Here is an 18,109-nt window from a genome sequence, read left to right as displayed (position 1 = left end):
GAGACAGGTTTTATCTAGCTAGTATTGCCTCAACAAACATTTCTCAGTTCAACAGAATTAGTTACTATCTGTTGTACTCCTTAGAATATTGGAGCAAAACTATGGCTACCCCACACATCAATGCAAAACCAGGTGATTTCGCTGAAACCGTTCTTATGCCGGGCGATCCACTGCGTGCAAAATACATTGCAGAAACCTTCCTAGAAGACGTTGAGCAAGTTTGCGATGTGCGCAATATGTTCGGCTACACAGGGACTTACAAAGGTAAGCGTGTGTCAGTCATGGGACATGGTATGGGTATCCCATCTTGCTGTATTTACGTTCACGAGTTAATTGCTGAGTACGGCGTGAAAAACGTTATTCGCGTGGGCAGCTGTGGCGCGGTTCGTGATGACGTTAAATTGATGGACGTTGTGATTGGTATGGGCGCGTCAACAGACTCTAAAGTGAACCGCATTCGCTTTAATGACCACGATTTCGCCGCAATTGCAGATTTTGGTCTATTGGAAGAAGCAGTTTCTCAAGCTCGCGCTCAAAACGTGCCAGTTAAAGTTGGTAACGTGTTCTCTGCGGACCTTTTCTACACCCCAGAAGCCGACATCTTTGAAAAAATGGAAAAACTTGGCATTTTAGGTGTTGATATGGAAGCGGCTGGTATTTACGGCGTTGCTGCGGACTTAGGCGCAAAAGCCCTAACAATTCTGACTGTTTCAGACCACATCATTCGTGGTGAAAAGCTGAGCTCAGAAGAGCGTCAAAAATCGTTCAATGACATGATGAAAGTCGCTCTAGAAACAGCGATTAACGTTTAATCAATTTGCCAGTCTCATGGCTGGCAAAACCTAATATCCTGAGGGGGCGATTGTGGCGTCTGGCGATTTGCCTGCGGAAGCGAACGGGTTACAGCTCAACTTTTGTAAAACATTGGCGTGTGACAACTTTGGATTGAGTGATGCTGAACGATATATTGTTCAACATACGAACCCTAAACGACCAGCTATGGTTTGTCGTGAGTGTGGTGCTTTCCCCCCCTTACTTAATAATCAAGAAGTGCTTAATGAGCTTCAACGCCTGAGAAGTTATCACTGCGCGGGTTTGCCTGCGTGTCAAAAACAAGGCTGTGAAAACTTCGGCCTGTCGGTACATACTCACAAACACCTCTATCATGCCTTTGGCTATAGTGGCGATCGTCAACGCTATCGCTGCAAATGCTGCCAACAAACTTTTGTCGATAAATGGTCCGGCAACAATAATAAGCTCGAGTTTCAAGAGAGCTTGCTCGCTTTGCTATTTACTGGCTATTCAGTACGCGAAATCTGCCGTAAGTTGGCGATTAATCCAAAAACCTTCTATGACCACATTGAACATATTGCGAGTCGTTGCCGTCGTAAGTTAGCCATGTTTGATGCTCGCTGGGTTAACCATGCTGAGCAATTTGAGCTTGCCTCTCACTACGTGCCTCTGCAGCCGAAAAGCAACAATGGCGTGTTTTGGCTCGCAACTGGTGACGCCCAATCTGGTTATATCTTGTGTCAAAACGTCAACTACTCTCCCAATGAGGAGCCGTGCGGCGAGATTGATCACAACCCTTTTGCTACACCCGCTCGTTATGTGCCTTACCAATACAGCACCGAAGCCAGTCAAGCGCCGGCGAAACCAGCGCAAGATTTAAGGGAACGTATTGATCAGCAATATCAGATGATATTGGCACGAGGTAATGTGGAAGATCCAATGGGCAATCTCACCAACTTCCACTACCCATCCAAAGGAGCATTGATTCGTCCACCTTATACGTCATACGCTCACTTTATGCATGTGCTGAGTTTGTGCCCAGATGAAAGCAGAGTGACGATCTATTTACCTCAAGATCCACTGCTGCGTTCCGCTGCACTAAGCGTAAGCTTGCCGCGCATTAAAAAAAATAGCATCGACTTGATGTACGTTGATGGTCAATGGGGCAAAGACTTGCCGATTGATAAGGTCGATATCGTCCATATGGGGTGGTGGCGTGATCGCTGGGCCATCTGTCAATCCAAACAAGAGGCAAAAGGGATTTGTTATCTGGCTGGTAATCGCAACACGCCAAAACTTTGGCTACAAAAAGCCAGCATAGAACAAACAGCCTTCTATCAGGCTCGCTTCCAACTGCTGCTTGAAAGCTTTATCAATGAGCCACGCCGCAAACTTAGACCTGCAGGGCTGTTGCCAGTACTCGATATATTTAGAGCATGGCATAATTTGTGCTACCAAAATAGGTCTGGCGTCACGGCGGCGCAAGCGTTGGGGTTAACATCCTCACCGATGGCATTACGCGAATTGCTTTCATAATCGTCATTAATGTGAAGTCCGCCATTAAACCGTCGCTTAGATAGCACTTTTTATGGCACATAAAAGTGTACTTTTTTTATAATGCAAAAGTATGAAATGACCGCCGCTTTGAAAAACCAGCTGTGAAGGACTACATCATTGGACAAAAGCCAGCATCTGCTTACCACAGAACTCGAGAAACTCAGATTACGTATTGAATCTGAGCCACAACAGGTGCTTGAAGCTGCTGAGGTGTGCGCGGCAAAAGCCAATCAGATCCTATTCCCTGAGGGTGTCATTGACAGTCTTATTATTATCTCACGTTGTTACTGGGCGTTAATGGATTACCGCAAAGGTCTTAAACGCATTAAAGAGGCGTACAACAAGATAAACCAAATCGATAATGACGACGCCCTGCCCGAAATACTCCATGTTCATGCGCTGCAATATTGGGGGCAAGCCAAGTTCTACTCGGCGCAGCAATTTTGGATCAAATCACTTGAGCAATCTGCACTGGTCGATCAGGTAGAAATTCAGATTGAATCTTTAATCGGCTTGGGCAATGTATGGCGCGTACTACGCGAATACGAACTGGCGCAAAATACCCACGAACTTGCAGTTAAAGTTGCCAATAATATGCGCATCGATTGGCTTGAGGGCAAAGCAAGAATTCTACTCGCTTGGGACCATTATCTCCTTGGCAACTATATTGAGATGCTGTCGATTCTTGATGGCGCCGAAGAAGCACTGCAACATCATCATGATACTACTTGGCATGCCGAAATCTGGGATTTCCGCGGTCTTGCCCTACTTGGTCTTGAAAGACTAGAGGATGCGGATAAAGCCACGCTCAAAGCACAAAGACTGGTTGAACAAAATAATCTGGTTTGGATGCGCGCTCACTCTTTCGTCAGTCGTGCACGCCTTGAACTTCTGCGCAAACAACCCTCTAAATCCTCTGAGCTATTACAACTTGCCGAACGTGCGGCAAATAGCTTTGATGATGGTGAACTGCTATCGCAAATCTATTTTCAACAATCGCGGGTTGCCGAAGAGGTGGGTGATTACCAAATTGCCTTGGAAGCGTTCAAAAAATACCGTGACCATTCCACCAGCATTCTGCGCGAGCAAACTAGCCGCGAAGGCAATGATAAAGCGCGAGCGTCTAAACGTCTCTTAGAAAAGCGAGCATTAAAGCTCATCAATCGCATTCGTGGTCAGTACGAGTATGATCCCGATAAACACATGCGTCAGGCGGTGTCAGAAAACTACTGGTGGGAGCAACTGGTTCTATTTAAAACCCAGCTCAAACAAGCCAACTATGCGGTTATTGTTTTGCATCACTCTCAAAGCGAATGTCTCGACATTTGTATTGAACTTGCCCATACCCTATGTAATCAAAGCGACATATTGGCACGCTTGAGCCCAGAGCGTGTCGGCATTCTGATTGCTGAAACCGGTGAAAATGCCGAAAGAATCTATGACGTCATGTCCAAGATGGTAGAAATCTATCCTTGGGCACGACGCGGGATCAGCAAAGAATTACCCCATGTCGAGTTGTATGACATTTTAACTTTCCCATTTACGCTGGAACAGCTTGAGCAGCAAGCTCATTTGAGTTTTGGGACTGAGTCAACTTCAATTTCGGAAGAACTATAGATGGAAGCGTTTTTAAATAAAATTTCAGATGCTGGTCTTGATGCCTCTTCCGTTGCAGGTGAAGAAGCGCTGATTTTTTGGCGACATGTGCGTAAACATGTCGCCACAACACCGCAAGAAAAAGCCCAATCTTTGGTGATCAGTGCCGAATTTCGCACCTCGCTCAAACAGTTTCCCGAAAGCATAAATGAGCTAAGAGCCGCGCTTGAGTTATTAACCTTGCCTCAAGATGCTGAGCATATTCTTGAAGTACGCAGCTATCTTGCCGATCGTCTGGTTGATCAGGGTGATTTTGCTGCGGCACTAAACGAATACGTAGCCGCCTCCTCGATTGCTGTCGAAGCCAGCAAAATTGACGCGTATGTTAAGGCAGTAATCGGCATGGGTAACCTGTGCGATGCCTACGGGGACCATGCTCGCGCGCTGCGCTATTACCAAAAAATCGACAGTATTGATCATGCCATTAGCAGCCGTTCACTGCGCCTGCGCTATAAATTGTATAAATTAGCATGTTTGATCGATCTTCGCCGAACCAAGTCGGCGAAAGAACTTATCTCAGAGTGTGAAGAGCTAAGTATCTTAGTCAGTGATAAAGTACTAGCGGGACAAATTCTTCTCTACCAAGCAAAACTATTACGCCAGCAAGGTCTGCTGGAAGAAGCGATGCGCTGCCTTGGTCATGTAAAGTACGCCGCGGGCAACATCAACTCGAACTGGCTTTCCAATATGATTCGTATGGAATTAGGCAGCTGTTTAAATGATGCAGAAAAAATCCATCTTGCCAATTGGGTGTTAGAAAGCGCCCATGCAAGGATTCAAAAAGAAGGCTCGCCAATCCTCAATTTAAGGCTTTGCAACTCACTCGCGGCTGTGTGTGAAAAGCAGCAAGATTTCAAAAAAGCGCTTGAGTATCAACACTGCGCGTTTCGTATTGAAAGTGATTTGATGAAAAAAGTCCCTATCACCGAATTGGGTTCTGGGCAGCTGCGCCGCCTATCACGCTTTGAACTGCAACTTAAACTAATCTTATCGGAAATTGAAAACCGCGAGTTAAAAGAAACCACTGAAAGCCAAAAACACACCGTAGCCAAACTGCAACAAGACGTGTTTACTGATCCATTGACGGGTTTACACAACCGACGCTGGTTGGACGTTAAGCTTAAAGACTTGTTATTGCATGAAGTACCATTTGCGCTGCTCGTGGTTGATATTGACCACTTCAAATCGATCAATGATGAGTTAAGTCACTTAGTTGGCGATAAAGCCATCGTGAGTGTGTCGAGCGAACTAGCGGGTTACTTCCGTTTTAAAGGCGCTTCTTGTGTCCGCTTTGGCGGTGAGGAATTCTTGGTCATTATAGAAAAAGCTAATTTAGCCCAAGCAGAGATGCACGCCGAAAACTATCGCGATCGAATCTTCCAATATAATTGGCAAGAAGTGCTGGGTGAACGCGGACTCACTGTGAGTATTGGCGTGACTCTGCATCGTGAAGGCGAAAATACTCAACGTACTTTCTATCGCGCGGATAAAGCTCTGTATCGTGCTAAAGCAAACGGACGTAACCAAGTTTGTAGTGAGTAGATCGCTCATTTTTCAGAAAAAATCTTAAATTCAGCCTCCTTGTGATGATCTTGTTTCTATACTTCAAGAATAAAGAAAATGACAAGGATGGTGGTTATGTTCCTCGACTATTTTGCGCTGGGTTTACTGATATTTGTAGTACTGGTTCTCTTTTATGGCGTAATTGCCATTCATGATATTCCTTACGAAATTGCCAAAAGCCGCGAGCACCCTCATCAAGATGCCATTCATTATGCTGGTTGGGTCAGCCTATTTACGCTACATGTACTTTGGCCCTTCTTATGGATCTGGGCAACGCTATGGCGTAAAGAGCGAGGTTGGGGCTTCCATCGCTTGGAAGAAGAGCAACATGATTTGCACCACCGACTTGAAACTCTGATTGATCAGGTCGAAGCACTGCAAAAAGATGTTCACGCTTTACAACAACAAGCTAATCTCAACCCGCCGACCCAAGTAAACCAAACGGAGGAGAAGTAATATGGATTTACTACTTATCCTCACCTATGCCGCACTTTGTATTACCGTGTTCAAGGTATTTAATATTCCTTTGAACAAGTGGACGGTACCCACCGCCGTATTAGGCGGTGTGGTGCTTATCGGCACACTTATCTTATTAATGAACTATAACCACCCTTACACTCAGATTGGTAATCAAGTCTTTTCATCAACACCCATTGTGTCCGGTGTCCGCGGGCGCGTTATTGATGTGCCAGTTGAACCTAATCAGCCTTTGAAACAGGGCGATGTGCTATTTCAAATCGATCCTGTGCCTTATCAAGCTGAGGTTGATAAACTCAGAGCAAAAGTAAAGGAAGCTAACCAAGGCGCTCTTGGACTTGAAGCCAAGCTGCAAGAAACAGAAGCGGCTTTAGCCAAAGCTGTTGCCGAGCGCGACAAAGCGCTACGTGAGTTTAATCGTTACCAACGTGGATTCGATAAAGGCGCTTTTACAGAACAACAACTCGATACTCGTAGACAAGCGTTTAAGGCAGCTGAAGCAACGGTCAAGGTCGCCAACACCAATATCGAACAGGCTCAAATCGCCTTGGATTCAGAAATTGGAGGGGAAAACACGGCTGTTGCAGGATTGTTGGCAGATCTGAGAAAAGCGGAATTCAATCTCGAACAAACCACGGTCTATGCGCCAACCGATGGCTTTGCCACGCAATTAGCCCTCCGACCTGGCGTGATGGCGGTACCTTTACCACTAGCTCCAGTCATGACCTTTGTACACACCGAAGAGTTAGTCTATACCGCCGCCTTTAGACAAAATTCTCTGCAGCGACTTCGAAGTGGTTTTGAGGCTGAATTTATCTTTCGCGCATTGCCGGGCAAAGTATTTAAAGGCAAAGTGATTGACGTTCTACCCGCGATTGGTGAAAGCCAATTTCAAGCAAGGGGCGCACTAGTTGGCACTGAGGCATTACGCACCAGCGGACGAGTATTTGTTACCTTAAAAGTGACCGATGATATCGAGCAATATCAACTACCAATGGGCACAGCCGTCGAAGTTGCCGTTTATTCCGACAGCTTCACTCACGTCTCAATCATGCGTAAAGTTCTTATCCGCATGAAGAGTTGGCAAAACTATCTCTATTTAGATCACTAGATTTATCTCGCTACTATTCAAGTAACTGTCAACTAGCCCATACAGTTACTTGAATAGCTATCAAAAGCAACTTTATCTCACGAGAAACAGCGTGCCATAACATAGCAACTTTACACCTAAGACACTGAAAAAATAGAAACTAAAAATAAAAAGCTCTAATCAATCTAAATAGAGCTAAAAAAGTATTTGGACGTCTAGACAGTTAGCTTTCCATCATGCCAATAGTTATGTATAATCCGCGCCCTAAATGTGACAAAAGTCTCATACAACTATTCTAAACTGAGCTTATAAATAGCTTATTAAACTTTCAGGACATTGGTTATCTATGAATCTTTCAGCTAAAACCGTTGTTGTTATCGCGATTGGTGCAGCACTATACGGCATTGGTGGCTTACCTATGTTTGGCATCCCAGTATTTGCCAATACAACCCTAAAACCAGCTATGGCTGTGCTAGCGCTATTCTCTGTTCTTTTTGGTCCTCTTGTTGGCTTTTTGGTTGGCTTTATTGGTCACTGGGTAACAGACTTATTTGCAGGTTGGGGCGTATGGCTAACTTGGGTTTTAGGCTCAGGTATTGTAGGTCTCACCATTGGTTTCTACTCAGCGATGACTAAAGGTAACCTTGAAAAAGGCATCTTTAGCAACAAAGACTTTGTACTGTTTGTTATTCTCGCCTTTGTCGGTAACGTGGTGGGCTACGGCTGCTCAGCCTTCCTCGATACCATCTTGTACGCTGAACCATTTACTAAAGTCTTCACTCAGCTAACCATTATCGCTGCAGGTAATACTGTACTGATTGCTATCGTAGGTTTCTTCATCATGAAAAACGTTGCTAAACGCAATGCGATGGGTCGCAACCTTACCGAGGCTAAATAATTAATGACTATCGAATTTTCTAACTTCTCTTTTAGATATAAGTCGCTGGATAAACCGACACTAAAAAATATCAATCTAAGGATAGAGAAAGGAGAGAAAATCGTCATTATTGGTCCAAGTGGTAGCGGTAAGTCTACCCTTGGACAGTGTCTAAATGGCTTAATCCCGCATTCAATCGAAGGTGAGATCACTGGCTCATTGAGCATCGGTGGCAAACTTTCCTCTGAATTGGACCTGCATGCTTATACCGAACAGGTTGGCACTGTATTGCAAGATACCGATAGCCAATTTGTCGGCCTTAGCATCGGCGAAGACATCGCTTTTGCACTTGAAAACCAACTGGTTTCCAACATCGAAATGTATCCGCTAGTGAAAGCAACAGCCAAGATGGTTGAACTAGAAGATATGCTTGAGCGTTCACCACACGATCTATCTGGTGGTCAAAAACAACGTGTATCTCTAGCGGGCATTCTGGTTGATGATGTTGATATTCTGCTATTTGATGAACCACTAGCAGCACTCGACCCGAAAACGGGCCGCAAAACGATAGAAATCATTGACGAACTACATAATCGTACCAACAAAACCATTGTCATCATCGAGCACCGCTTAGAAGATGTTCTGCACCGCCCTGTCGATCGCATCATTTTGATGGAGCAAGGCGAAGTTGTTGCAGATATGACGCCAGATGAACTGCTAACTTCCCCTTTATTGGCACAGCATGGTATTCGTGAACCACTTTACTTGTCAGCGCTTAAAGCGGCCGACTGCACAGTGACAGTTGCAGATAAACCGTCGTCGCTAGCTAACTTGCCAGTAGCGCAATATCAGCAAGCGTTTAGTGACTGGGCAACAAAAACGCCAGCACAAGATTCAAGTAACGCCATTGACCCTCTGCTAAAGATTCGCGACCTTACCTATTCATACGATGGTGAGCGCAATGCACTGGAAGCGGTTTCTTTTGACGTACAGCCTGGCGAATTTGTGTCAATCTTAGGCAAAAATGGTTCAGGCAAATCGACCATTACTAAACTAATCATGGGTGTTATTGAACCTGATGCAGGCAGCATCCACTTTGACGGTCAAGATATCTCAACACTTAACATTTTTGAGCGTAGCCAAAAAATTGGTGTCGTGATGCAAAACCCGAATCATATGATTTCTCATCATATGATCTTTGATGAAGTAGCATTTGGCTTACGTAACCAAGGGCTTCGCGAAAGCGCAATTAACGATAAAGTTGAGGCAGTTCTGGAGCTTTGTGGTCTGAGTAAATATCGCCACTGGCCAATCGAAGCATTGAGCTACGGTCAGAAAAAGCGTGTCACGATTGCCTCTATTCTAGTGATGGAACCAAAACTGTTGATTCTTGATGAACCAACGGCAGGTCAAGACTATCGTAACTACACCTCGATGTTGGCCTTTGTACAGAAGCTAAATCGTGAACTCGGCATTACAGTGATCATCATTTCGCATGATATGCACCTAGTTCTTGAATACACCACTCGTTCAGTAGTGATTGCGGATAGCAAGCTGATCGCCGATGAGCCAATGACGCAAGTATTCAGCGAACCAGCGCTGTTAGAAAAAGCCAATTTAACCACTACCAGTCTTTACGACTTAGCAGAAAAACTGCATATCGAGGATAAAAACCAGTTTATGCAAGCATTCATCGCCCTAGAGAAGCCAGCCGCATGAATAGTTCAAAAATGAAGTTTGGTATCAGCTATGTTGATACCCATTCACCATTGCATAAACTAAATGGTATTACCAAGTTCGTGCTGTTCATGGCTTGGGTGACAGTGGTACTCACTACCTTCGATTTGCGTATCATCTGTACGCTCATCGTCACAGGTCTACTGTTACTAAAGATGACTAAAGTGCCAGTATCAGTCTACAAACCATTGTTGATTGGTACGGTCAGTGTCTTGATGATGAATGCGCTGTTTATGTTTATGCTCGCGCCGCAGCAAGGTACTGAGTATTTAGGTTCGAGCAACGTACTGGTTGAGCTGCCTGGTCCATACTCAATTACCCAAGAAACGCTATTTTACTTGGTTACCGTGACACTTAAGTACTTTAGCATGTTCCCTATTGCGTTGGTGTTTGTGTTTACCACCCACCCAACTGAGTTTGCGGCAAGCTTGAACCGCATTGGCGTGCCTTACAAAATCGCTTACGCCGTTAGCCTTACTTTGCGCTACTTGCCTGAAGTGAAAAAGGACTTTATCAACATCATGCACGCTCAGCAGGCTCGTGGTTTAGATTTATCAAAGAATGCCCCATTATTCACACGTATTCAGAACGTGGCGAAAATCCTGGGGCCTTTGATTTTCTCTAGCCTAGACCGTGCCGATGAGATTTCAAATGCGATGATTCTACGTGGCTTTGGTCGCAATAAAGGTCGCACTTGGTACAGCATGCGTCCGCTGACATCAACCGATAAGTCGATGCTTGGTTTTATTGCGCTTGTTGTTATCGCCGCGTTAGTCAAACGCTACTTTGATACACAACTGTTCTGGTATCCGTTCTAATACCATTCGCAAGTACCGATACAAAAAAGAGGCTCAATCGAGCCTCTTTTGCTATCTAGCCGTTATTCCATTCTTGCGTGGAAAGCGATTAACTCCACTTCAAAATACGTACTTCGTTGCCTGCTTCCGGCTTAGCGGGAATATTCAAAGAGAGTAGCAATGAGATGGCTGCCATCGCCGCACCAATAAAGAACACTGCCGCTGGTGACACTAGCCAAATAAAGCCAAACGTCACTGGGATGACGACTGCGGCAATATGGTTGATAGTAAAGGAGACCCCTGCCGTTGAAGCCATATCCGCCGGATCAGCAATCTTCTGTAGATAAGTCTTAATCGCCAACGCTAGGGCAAAGAACAGATGATCAACGATATACAGTGCTGCAGCCCACTCTGCAGTTTCAACAAAGGCGTAGCCAACAAACACACCAATCAAGCCAATGTATTCAAACGTCAGTGCTTTGCGCTCCCCCACGCGTCCGATGAAACGACCAATTTTTTTTGCAAATAGGAAATTAAAACCGTAGTTCGCTAAAAAAAGGAGTGTGATATCAGCAGCAGAGTAACCAAAGCGCTCCACCATTAAGAAACCCGCAAACACGGTAAATATTTGGCGGCGCGCACCACTCATAAATGTCAGCGCGTAGTAAAGCCAATAGCGCTTACGCAGCACTAATTTCTTATTCTGGGTCACATTGGCTTGAAACTCAGGGAAGCTAAACGTTATCCATAAGACCAACGCAAAACCTACACCGCCGAATAACAGGTAAATCCACTTAAATTCTAGCTGCAGGATCTCCAAACACACCCATAGTGCGCCGTAGGTAAGTAGCGACGCTAACGCGCCGACCGAGACATATTTACCTAAGGCTTCTGGCGCTTCTTCCTTACTTAACCACTGTAAAGACAAAGACTGCTTCAAGGTCTCAAAATAATGGAAGCCGGTCGACATCAACAGTGTGGTTAGTAGCAACCCCGTCACTGAAGGGAAAAAGCCGGTCAGTGCCGTACCCAAAGTTAACATCGCCAGTGATAACAACATAAAACGTTGCTCACGAATAAACATCAGCACGAAAATCACCGTAAAGGCAAGAAAGCCCGGAATTTCACGTACGCTTTGCAGTAAGCCAATATCAGCACCATCAAAATTCGCTCGTTCGATAACAAAGTTATTCAACAGTGCCATCCAACTTGAAAACGCGATGGGAACGATGATGGAAATTGCCATTAAAAAGTTGTGTGGAGTTTTCCACGTAGAAAGGTGGTTCATCAAAGTTTCCTTATAAAAAGCTTTGATAGGTTACTGAGAGCGTATTGGAAACTCAAACATATTTACTTTCTATACTGAAAACCGCATCTTATAGAAATCAATGACCGTTGGAGATGTATATGGAAATTATCGTGCGACCTACACAAATATCAGATGCCGAAGCACTGGCGGAGGTTTATGCTCAACCTAAAGCACATCGTGAAACGCTCCAACTGCCAAAACCAAGCACTGCTATGTGGCAAAAGCGCTTAGAATGTATGCCTGATAACATCTATAGTTTTGTTGCCGAAGTCGATGGCAAAGTCGTCGGCAACATAGGTTTTGAGCATTTACAGCGACCAAGGCTCAATCACTGCGGCTCTTTTGGTTTAGGCGTGCATGACAGTTTCCATGGCTTAGGTATCGCCAGTAAGCTGATAGAAACCGTGCTCGATCTAGCCGACAATTGGCTACAAATCAAACGCATTCAAATCGAAGTGAATGTCGACAATCACGCTGCAATCGCCTGCTATAAAAAATTTGGTTTTGTAGTCGAAGGTGAAGCGGAGTGTTCAGTATTTCGCGACGGCGAGTATGTAAACACTTACTACATGGCGCGCATCAAACGTTAATACGCTATGTAACAATACTTTGAGGGCATAGCACGGCTAAATGCCACTATGCCCTCTCAGCTCTCAGCTCTCAGCTCTCAGCTCTCAGCTCTCAGCTCTAAATTCTCAAATCTTATTCTTAATTCTCAACTCTAAGATGCTGCCATTGTGGATTGCGCTCTAAGTAACTCACCACAAAACTGCATTTGGGCAACACTTTGACTCCCATACTCTCAATCACCGGCAGAACGCTTTCCATCATCACCTTACCATAACCTTTGCCTTGCAAAGATTCCGGTACTTTAGTTGAGGTAACGATAAACACATCGCCATCACGCTCAAATTTCATCACTGCACTTAACTCACCTTCGAGTAGCACATGAAACTCGTTCGCATCTTGATTAAATGTAACTTCATGCATAATATTTACCTATAATTTATCAATAGACTCATACATATAGAGCAATTGTAGTTTGAACTCTGCGCCAAGCCTCAATAGAATTGTACGCATATTCCCTCAAGTCGTCGGTAGCTCATCGCGAATTGGCACAACTAAAAACATACTAATGGGATAATGGTGGCTAAATGAATACCCCAAACGGGACTTCCACTAACTCAACTATTCAGAAAAACAACTCAGACAACCGCGCCCTTAAGACCATTACCAGCGTCGATGGTCTCGCCATGCTTGATCATGGACGGGAGCTTAATATTGGTATTGTTACTCCAGTTGGTACACAATTTCGTGTCACCAGTCGTCTGATAGGTACTCACTCTAATCATATGATTTTAGTCGAGTTACCAAAGCTAACAGAAGATCGACTACAAGCCTTCTTTCAAGAAGGTTTTTGGGCAACCTTAAATGCAATCTCTCCGCGCGGTGAGGGGGCTGTTCTGACTTTTCGCAGCCAGATACTCCACATCATCCGAGCACCAATCGCCATGATTGCGATGTCCATTCCACAAACGATGCAAAGTTCGCCGCTGCGCAATGAGCCTCGTTATGAAGTGAACTTAGAGGCGAAAGTACATAGCACCAATCACCGCATTGATTGTGAAATTAAAGATTTGTCAAAAAGCGGCTGCTTATATGTCACACCATCCCTCACTCGACCTTTTAATGTGGGCGAAGAAATTTCGTTGCACTTAAAAGTGCCTAACAGTAAAGGTCAGGTATACCAGCCGTTAAGCGGACGGATCTGCAACGTAAAACAAGCCGCGCAAAAACGTCGCTATGGCGTTATCTTTGATGATTTAGGTAAAGAGATCGCCCAATCTCTACTCAGCAATCTCAAATTCGATGGTAGTAAACTCACCTTGCAATGAACACGATATCAACCGTGAGTAAACCTCACTCACGGTCATCTTGGTTTTCATACTTTTTCCACAGAAAATAGGTATACTCGTTTAATCTTACTTCACTGAAAAATAACATGAATTACTTGAGCACATTTTTCAAAGGTATCGCAATGGGTGCAGCGGATGTTGTACCCGGCGTATCAGGCGGCACAATCGCTTTTATTACAGGCATTTATGACACGCTACTGGAAAGCATTCGTCGCATTAACCCAAGCCTACTCGGCATTTGGAAACGAGACGGTTTTAAAGCGGCATTTAACCATATCAATGGTTTCTTTTTACTCTCTCTGTTCGGCGGAGTATTTATCAGCATTGCCACGCTTGCTAAGCTGATATCTTGGCTATTGGTCACCCATCCAATTCCAATTTGGTCATTCTTCTTCGGTCTTATTCTTGTTTCGGTGTTCCATATTCTCAAACAAGTCGAGCAGAAAACCATTAATCGTTGGGTATTTTTGCTACTCGGTGTCGCATTCGCTTACTGCATTACTATTCTCAAACCGCTGCATATGGAGCCAACCAGCATCAACATTTTGATCGCTGGCGCCATTGCGATTTGTGCGATGATTTTACCGGGGATTTCAGGTAGCTTTATTCTGCTATTGATTGGCATGTATACACCGGTACTGGCCGCAGTGAAGTCATTCGATTTTACTATCCTCGCGTTATTCCTAACCGGTTGTGTACTCGGGCTACTGAGTTTTTCTCACGTTTTGTCGTGGCTACTAAAACGCTTTAGAGATACCACGCTAATGTTCTTAACTGGCTTAATGATTGGCACACTACCAAAAATCTGGCCTTGGAAAGAGACAATCACATGGCGAACTAATTCAAAAGGTGAAGAAGTCCCGCTTATTCAGCACAACCTCTCCCCATTTGAGTTTGAACACCTATTTAATCAACCATCTCAACTCGGTATTGCTGTTGTGATGATGCTAGCCGCTATCGCTCTAGTACTTGGCTTAGAAAAGTATGCTGAGCGCACGCGTTAGGCAACAGTCAGCTAAGCGTATTGAATTCGCCTAAATCAATACAGAAAGCCCCGCCAGAGCGGGGCTTTGTTTTATCTCTCGGTCATCATGTGATAGCCACTACTACAAATACTTGCTGCGCGCAGGTAAAAACACCTCACCCAACATGCAACGCACGCTACCCCCACCGACTGTTTCTATGGTGGTCACATCAAGCGGCAGCAGACGACCATGACTCGCCAATTGATTGAGCTGCGCTTGAGTAAAAGCGTTATAGGCAGTTTGCGACATCGCAATCAGTTTCTCGCCATTCACCGATTCTAACTGCAATACGTTGCCACACATCGCATTCATCTGCTCAAGAGAAATAGAAATAATTTGCTTATCTTTCGCCAATGATTTCAACACAAACGTGCGCTCATATTGCGGGATCACTTCATCACAGATCACACAAAAACGCTCACCGATCGCGAGCATCACATTGGTGTGGTAAACAGGTCTGCCGGAAGGAAGCACGGTTTGAAATGACACCACGCGATGATAACCCGCTTGTTCGGCAAACTGCTCCAATACATCTCGATCGCAGCGCTGCGACAAGGCAGCGTAAATCGTGCGATTGATATGGTCGAAAATCATCACACCCGTGCTTTCTAAATAGGCACCGTGTTGGTAGTAGTGCTCAAAAGAGGTATGGCTGTTTACATGTCTGCCTGACATTTCTAATGCTTCACGCAACTCATCAAGACGTACTTCTCTACGTCTATTTTCACAAGCCATTGGAAAAGTAAACAAGTCACCTTCACTGTTGGTACTGAACCAGTTGTTAGGAAAAACAGCATCTGGCGTTGCTTCAGCATCGAGTTGGTAATCCAGAACGATAACTTGAATCCCAGCACTGCGAAGCTGAGTGACCATTGACTCAAATTCTGCCATGACACTACTCTTAAGCTCCTCAGCAGGCAAAGCGATACCTTGCTGAAACTCATTGTCGCGTGCAGTTTCCGAATTAAAGCTAAATTCTTTAGGTGGCACCATCACCACGCAGTTGGCATTTTGTTTTATTGTGTTTGGATTAGTTAAATCTGCTAGGGTTTGCTTTTGTAACATATTTACAAACTCCATTTATATTAATTATTAGATGATTATAATTGCAAAGCTAGCAAAAAAATTACTGAGTTTTAAGTAAATTACGCGCACAAAAAGGGATCTCATCGGCAAATACGAGATAAAACAGTAAATTTTACTGCCATCAATACCTTAAATTGGTTTGGGAGCAATCTCTCAGCCGAAGTGACACATTGGGAGTTACATTCTTGTAGGCAAAACGATAACATATTGATATTCAATATTATGCGCAGCGCATCTTCTCTCCCTTCACTCTGCTGTGCTTTAGGACAATGTATGTTTAAGAAATTTGAAGGTTTTACCAAGCCTTTCCCAGCCCAAGAGCCAGAACAGCCCCCACAAGGCATACTGGCATTTTGTCGCTATTACACCCGTGGTTTTGAAGTCCCCTTAATCATTATGTCGATCATGGCAACCATAGTGGCAATTGTCGAAGTTACGCTGTTTGGCGCGATGGGTAACCTAGTGGATTGGCTTTCAAGCAGCAACCCAGAAACGTTTTGGCAAGACAACCAAGCGGATCTTATCTTTTATGGCGTGTTGCTGCTGGTTGTGATGCCAATCATGGTGGTTGGCTACTCACTGTTGGTGCATCAAACTTTGCTCGGCAACTACCCAATGTCGATTCGTTGGCTTGCGCACCGCTATCTACTGAAGCAAAGTGTCAATTTTTACCAAGATGACTTTGCCGGGCGTGTTGCAACAAAAGTGATGCAGACCTCGCTGGCGGTGCGAGAAACGGTGATGAAGAGCATGGACGTCTTCGTTTATGTCTCGGTTTATTTCACCAGTATGATCGTGTTGCTCGCGCAAGCTGACTGGCGCTTAATGATCCCAATGCTTGTGTGGCTTGGCGCCTATATTGGTATTCAAATTTACTTTGTCCCTAAGCTAAAGCAAGTGGCCACCGAGCAAGCTGACGCCCGCTCTACCATGACAGGGCGCATCGTCGATAGTTACACCAACATCTCAACGGTTAAGCTGTTCTCCCATAGCGAGCGTGAAACTGAGTACGCAGAAGAAGGCATGCAAGGCTTTTTAAAAACCGTGTATCGCCAAATGCGCCTAGTCACCGGCTTTGATGTCGCGGTAGAGATCACCAACTACTTATTGGTATTTTCTATTGGCGCACTATCGATCTACTTGTGGATGGATAACGCCATCAGTGTTGGCGCTATCGCTATTGCCATCAGTTTGGCACTGCGCATCAATGGTATGTCGATGTGGATCATGTGGGAAGTCGGTGCGCTATTTGAGAACATGGGAACCGTAGTTGATGGCATGAAAACGCTTTCAAAACCGATAGATATCAAGGATCACCCCCACGCGAAACCACTGGCGGTAGAACGCGGTGGCATCGAGTTCGACAATGTTAGTTTCCACTATGGGGATAAAGAGAAAGGCGTGATCAGCAACCTTAACCTCAATATCAAACCAGGGGAAAAAGTCGGTCTAGTGGGGCGCTCAGGTGCTGGTAAATCAACCTTGGTTAACCTCCTACTTCGCTTCCATGATGTTGAAGAGGGTCAGATTAAAATTGATGGGCAAGTGATTTCTGAGGTAACGCAAGATTCGCTGCGTGGCAGCATTGGTATGGTGACTCAAGACACCTCACTCCTACACCGCTCAATTCGCGAGAACATCCTTTATGGTAAACCAGATGCCAGCGAAGAGGATCTGCTGCGCGCTACTACACAAGCGCACGCACATGACTTTATCCAAAACCTCAACGACCCGTTTGGCAACGTCGGCTACGACGCTCAAGTAGGTGAGCGTGGCGTGAAGCTATCTGGTGGTCAACGTCAACGTATCGCTATCTCGCGTGTCCTGTTAAAAGATGCACCACTGCTTGTACTGGATGAAGCCACTTCGGCACTAGATTCAGAAGTTGAAGCAGCAATTCAAGAGAGCCTTAATGAGCTAATGGAAGGGAAAACGGTTATCGCTATCGCTCACCGCCTCTCTACCATTGCCGCAATGGATCGCTTGATTGTGCTTGACCAAGGGCAAATTGTTGAACAAGGTACTCACCAAGAACTGCTGAAAAACCAAGGCATCTATGCTCAGCTTTGGGCGCACCAAACCGGTGGTTTCTTAGGTGATGACGAAGAGCAAAGCACCTCGGTCTAATTGCAACTTGATGTATTACTAAGCCCTCTTTAAAAAGAGGGCTTTTTGCTATCGCGACTCTTGGTTATACTTCCCCGCACCAAGAACTACCTGTTGTTAT

Annotated in this window: 16 protein-coding genes; 13 read left to right on the top strand and 3 right to left on the bottom strand. The window is 45.0% G+C overall.

Annotated elements, in window-relative coordinates:
* Positions 1-101: 101 nt before the first annotated feature.
* The 9 genes from deoD to DPF93_RS07075 all read left to right on the top strand — a co-directional run bounded on the left by deoD (position 102) and on the right by DPF93_RS07075 (position 10,567).
* Positions 102-812, top strand: coding sequence for a purine-nucleoside phosphorylase (deoD, locus tag DPF93_RS07115; protein WP_114765518.1), 711 nt, complete (start codon positions 102-104; stop codon positions 810-812).
* A 52-nt stretch (positions 813-864) separates the two neighbouring features.
* Complete coding sequence (locus DPF93_RS07110; RefSeq protein WP_114765517.1) at positions 865-2,328, top strand: IS1 family transposase; 1,464 nt, start codon at positions 865-867, stop codon at positions 2,326-2,328.
* A gap of 138 nt (positions 2,329-2,466) precedes the next feature.
* On the top strand, positions 2,467-3,966 hold the full coding sequence (locus DPF93_RS07105; RefSeq protein WP_114765516.1) for a tetratricopeptide repeat protein: 1,500 nt from the start codon (positions 2,467-2,469) through the stop codon (positions 3,964-3,966).
* Positions 3,967-5,547, top strand: a complete 1,581-nt coding sequence (locus DPF93_RS07100) for a GGDEF domain-containing protein (RefSeq protein WP_114765515.1) — start codon at positions 3,967-3,969, stop codon at positions 5,545-5,547. It abuts the gene before it with no gap.
* Positions 5,548-5,643: 96 nt separating this feature from the next.
* A complete protein-coding gene (locus tag DPF93_RS07095; protein WP_114765514.1) occupies positions 5,644-6,024 on the top strand; it encodes a DUF3302 domain-containing protein in 381 nt (126 codons plus the stop codon).
* Position 6,025: 1 nt separating this feature from the next.
* The gene (locus tag DPF93_RS07090) at positions 6,026-7,156 is read left to right on the top strand and encodes an HlyD family secretion protein (protein WP_114765513.1); all 1,131 of its coding nucleotides are present in this window, start codon (positions 6,026-6,028) and stop codon (positions 7,154-7,156) included.
* Positions 7,157-7,481: 325 nt separating this feature from the next.
* Positions 7,482-8,033 carry an ECF-type riboflavin transporter substrate-binding protein gene (locus DPF93_RS07085; RefSeq protein ID WP_114765512.1) on the top strand — a complete coding sequence of 184 codons (552 nt, stop codon included), beginning with the start codon at positions 7,482-7,484 and terminating at the stop codon, positions 8,031-8,033.
* A gap of 3 nt (positions 8,034-8,036) precedes the next feature.
* Positions 8,037-9,731 carry an ABC transporter ATP-binding protein gene (locus DPF93_RS07080; RefSeq protein ID WP_114765511.1) on the top strand — a complete coding sequence of 565 codons (1,695 nt, stop codon included), beginning with the start codon at positions 8,037-8,039 and terminating at the stop codon, positions 9,729-9,731.
* Positions 9,728-10,567 carry an energy-coupling factor transporter transmembrane component T family protein gene (locus DPF93_RS07075; protein WP_114765510.1) on the top strand — a complete coding sequence of 280 codons (840 nt, stop codon included), beginning with the start codon at positions 9,728-9,730 and terminating at the stop codon, positions 10,565-10,567. Before DPF93_RS07080 ends, DPF93_RS07075 begins: the two co-directional genes overlap by 4 nt.
* 88 nt (positions 10,568-10,655) lie before the next feature.
* On the opposite strand, the gene DPF93_RS07070 is transcribed toward DPF93_RS07075, so the two are convergent.
* The gene (locus DPF93_RS07070; RefSeq protein WP_114765509.1) at positions 10,656-11,834 is read right to left on the bottom strand and encodes an MFS transporter; all 1,179 of its coding nucleotides are present in this window, start codon (positions 11,832-11,834) and stop codon (positions 10,656-10,658) included.
* Positions 11,835-11,953: 119 nt separating this feature from the next.
* Here DPF93_RS07070 and DPF93_RS07065 point away from each other — a divergent pair, with 119 nt between their 5' ends.
* Positions 11,954-12,445: a GNAT family N-acetyltransferase gene (locus tag DPF93_RS07065; RefSeq protein WP_114765508.1), complete on the top strand. Its 492-nt coding sequence runs from the start codon at positions 11,954-11,956 to the stop codon at positions 12,443-12,445.
* 118 nt (positions 12,446-12,563) lie between these two features.
* Here the strand turns inward: DPF93_RS07065 and DPF93_RS07060 are convergent, their stop codons facing one another.
* On the bottom strand, positions 12,564-12,845 hold the full coding sequence (locus DPF93_RS07060) for a GNAT family N-acetyltransferase (protein WP_114765507.1): 282 nt from the start codon (positions 12,843-12,845) through the stop codon (positions 12,564-12,566).
* A 164-nt stretch (positions 12,846-13,009) separates the two neighbouring features.
* Between DPF93_RS07060 and DPF93_RS07055 the strand changes: the two genes are divergently transcribed.
* Positions 13,010-13,750, top strand: a complete 741-nt coding sequence (locus DPF93_RS07055) for a PilZ domain-containing protein (protein WP_114765506.1) — start codon at positions 13,010-13,012, stop codon at positions 13,748-13,750.
* A gap of 107 nt (positions 13,751-13,857) precedes the next feature.
* On the top strand, positions 13,858-14,775 hold the full coding sequence (locus DPF93_RS07050; RefSeq protein WP_114765505.1) for a polyprenyl-phosphate transporter: 918 nt from the start codon (positions 13,858-13,860) through the stop codon (positions 14,773-14,775).
* Positions 14,776-14,877: 102 nt separating this feature from the next.
* Here the strand turns inward: DPF93_RS07050 and DPF93_RS07045 are convergent, their stop codons facing one another.
* Positions 14,878-15,861, bottom strand: coding sequence for an arginine deiminase-related protein (locus tag DPF93_RS07045; protein WP_114765504.1), 984 nt, complete (start codon positions 15,859-15,861; stop codon positions 14,878-14,880).
* Between the two features lie 294 nt (positions 15,862-16,155).
* Here DPF93_RS07045 and DPF93_RS07040 point away from each other — a divergent pair, with 294 nt between their 5' ends.
* Positions 16,156-18,009 carry an ABC transporter ATP-binding protein gene (locus DPF93_RS07040; RefSeq protein ID WP_114765503.1) on the top strand — a complete coding sequence of 618 codons (1,854 nt, stop codon included), beginning with the start codon at positions 16,156-16,158 and terminating at the stop codon, positions 18,007-18,009.
* Positions 18,010-18,109: the final 100 nt, after the last annotated feature.

Source organism: Vibrio rhodolitus (assembly GCF_003350325.1).
GTDB lineage: Bacteria > Pseudomonadota > Gammaproteobacteria > Enterobacterales > Vibrionaceae > Vibrio > Vibrio rhodolitus.
Note: the sequence above shows the minus strand (reverse complement) of the source record. Positions and strands in the feature narration are given on the sequence as shown.

Bases quoted from the DNA above. Each gene is read 5' to 3' on its own strand.
- DPF93_RS07090 (WP_114765513.1), top strand. From the start codon at position 6,026: ATGGATTTACTACTTATCCTCACCTATGCCGCACTTTGTATTACCGTG.
- DPF93_RS07085 (WP_114765512.1), top strand. From the start codon at position 7,482: ATGAATCTTTCAGCTAAAACCGTTGTTGTTATCGCGATTGGTGCAGCA.
- DPF93_RS07075 (WP_114765510.1), top strand. From the start codon at position 9,728: ATGAATAGTTCAAAAATGAAGTTTGGTATCAGCTATGTTGATACCCAT.
- DPF93_RS07045 (WP_114765504.1), bottom strand. From the start codon at position 15,861: ATGTTACAAAAGCAAACCCTAGCAGATTTAACTAATCCAAACACAATA.
- DPF93_RS07070 (WP_114765509.1), bottom strand. From the start codon at position 11,834: ATGAACCACCTTTCTACGTGGAAAACTCCACACAACTTTTTAATGGCA.
- DPF93_RS07055 (WP_114765506.1), top strand. From the start codon at position 13,010: ATGAATACCCCAAACGGGACTTCCACTAACTCAACTATTCAGAAAAAC.
- DPF93_RS07080 (WP_114765511.1), top strand. From the start codon at position 8,037: ATGACTATCGAATTTTCTAACTTCTCTTTTAGATATAAGTCGCTGGAT.
- DPF93_RS07050 (WP_114765505.1), top strand. From the start codon at position 13,858: ATGAATTACTTGAGCACATTTTTCAAAGGTATCGCAATGGGTGCAGCG.
- DPF93_RS07065 (WP_114765508.1), top strand. From the start codon at position 11,954: ATGGAAATTATCGTGCGACCTACACAAATATCAGATGCCGAAGCACTG.
- DPF93_RS07060 (WP_114765507.1), bottom strand. From the start codon at position 12,845: ATGCATGAAGTTACATTTAATCAAGATGCGAACGAGTTTCATGTGCTA.
- DPF93_RS07095 (WP_114765514.1), top strand. From the start codon at position 5,644: ATGTTCCTCGACTATTTTGCGCTGGGTTTACTGATATTTGTAGTACTG.
- DPF93_RS07100 (WP_114765515.1), top strand. From the start codon at position 3,967: ATGGAAGCGTTTTTAAATAAAATTTCAGATGCTGGTCTTGATGCCTCT.
- deoD (WP_114765518.1), top strand. From the start codon at position 102: ATGGCTACCCCACACATCAATGCAAAACCAGGTGATTTCGCTGAAACC.
- DPF93_RS07040 (WP_114765503.1), top strand. From the start codon at position 16,156: ATGTTTAAGAAATTTGAAGGTTTTACCAAGCCTTTCCCAGCCCAAGAG.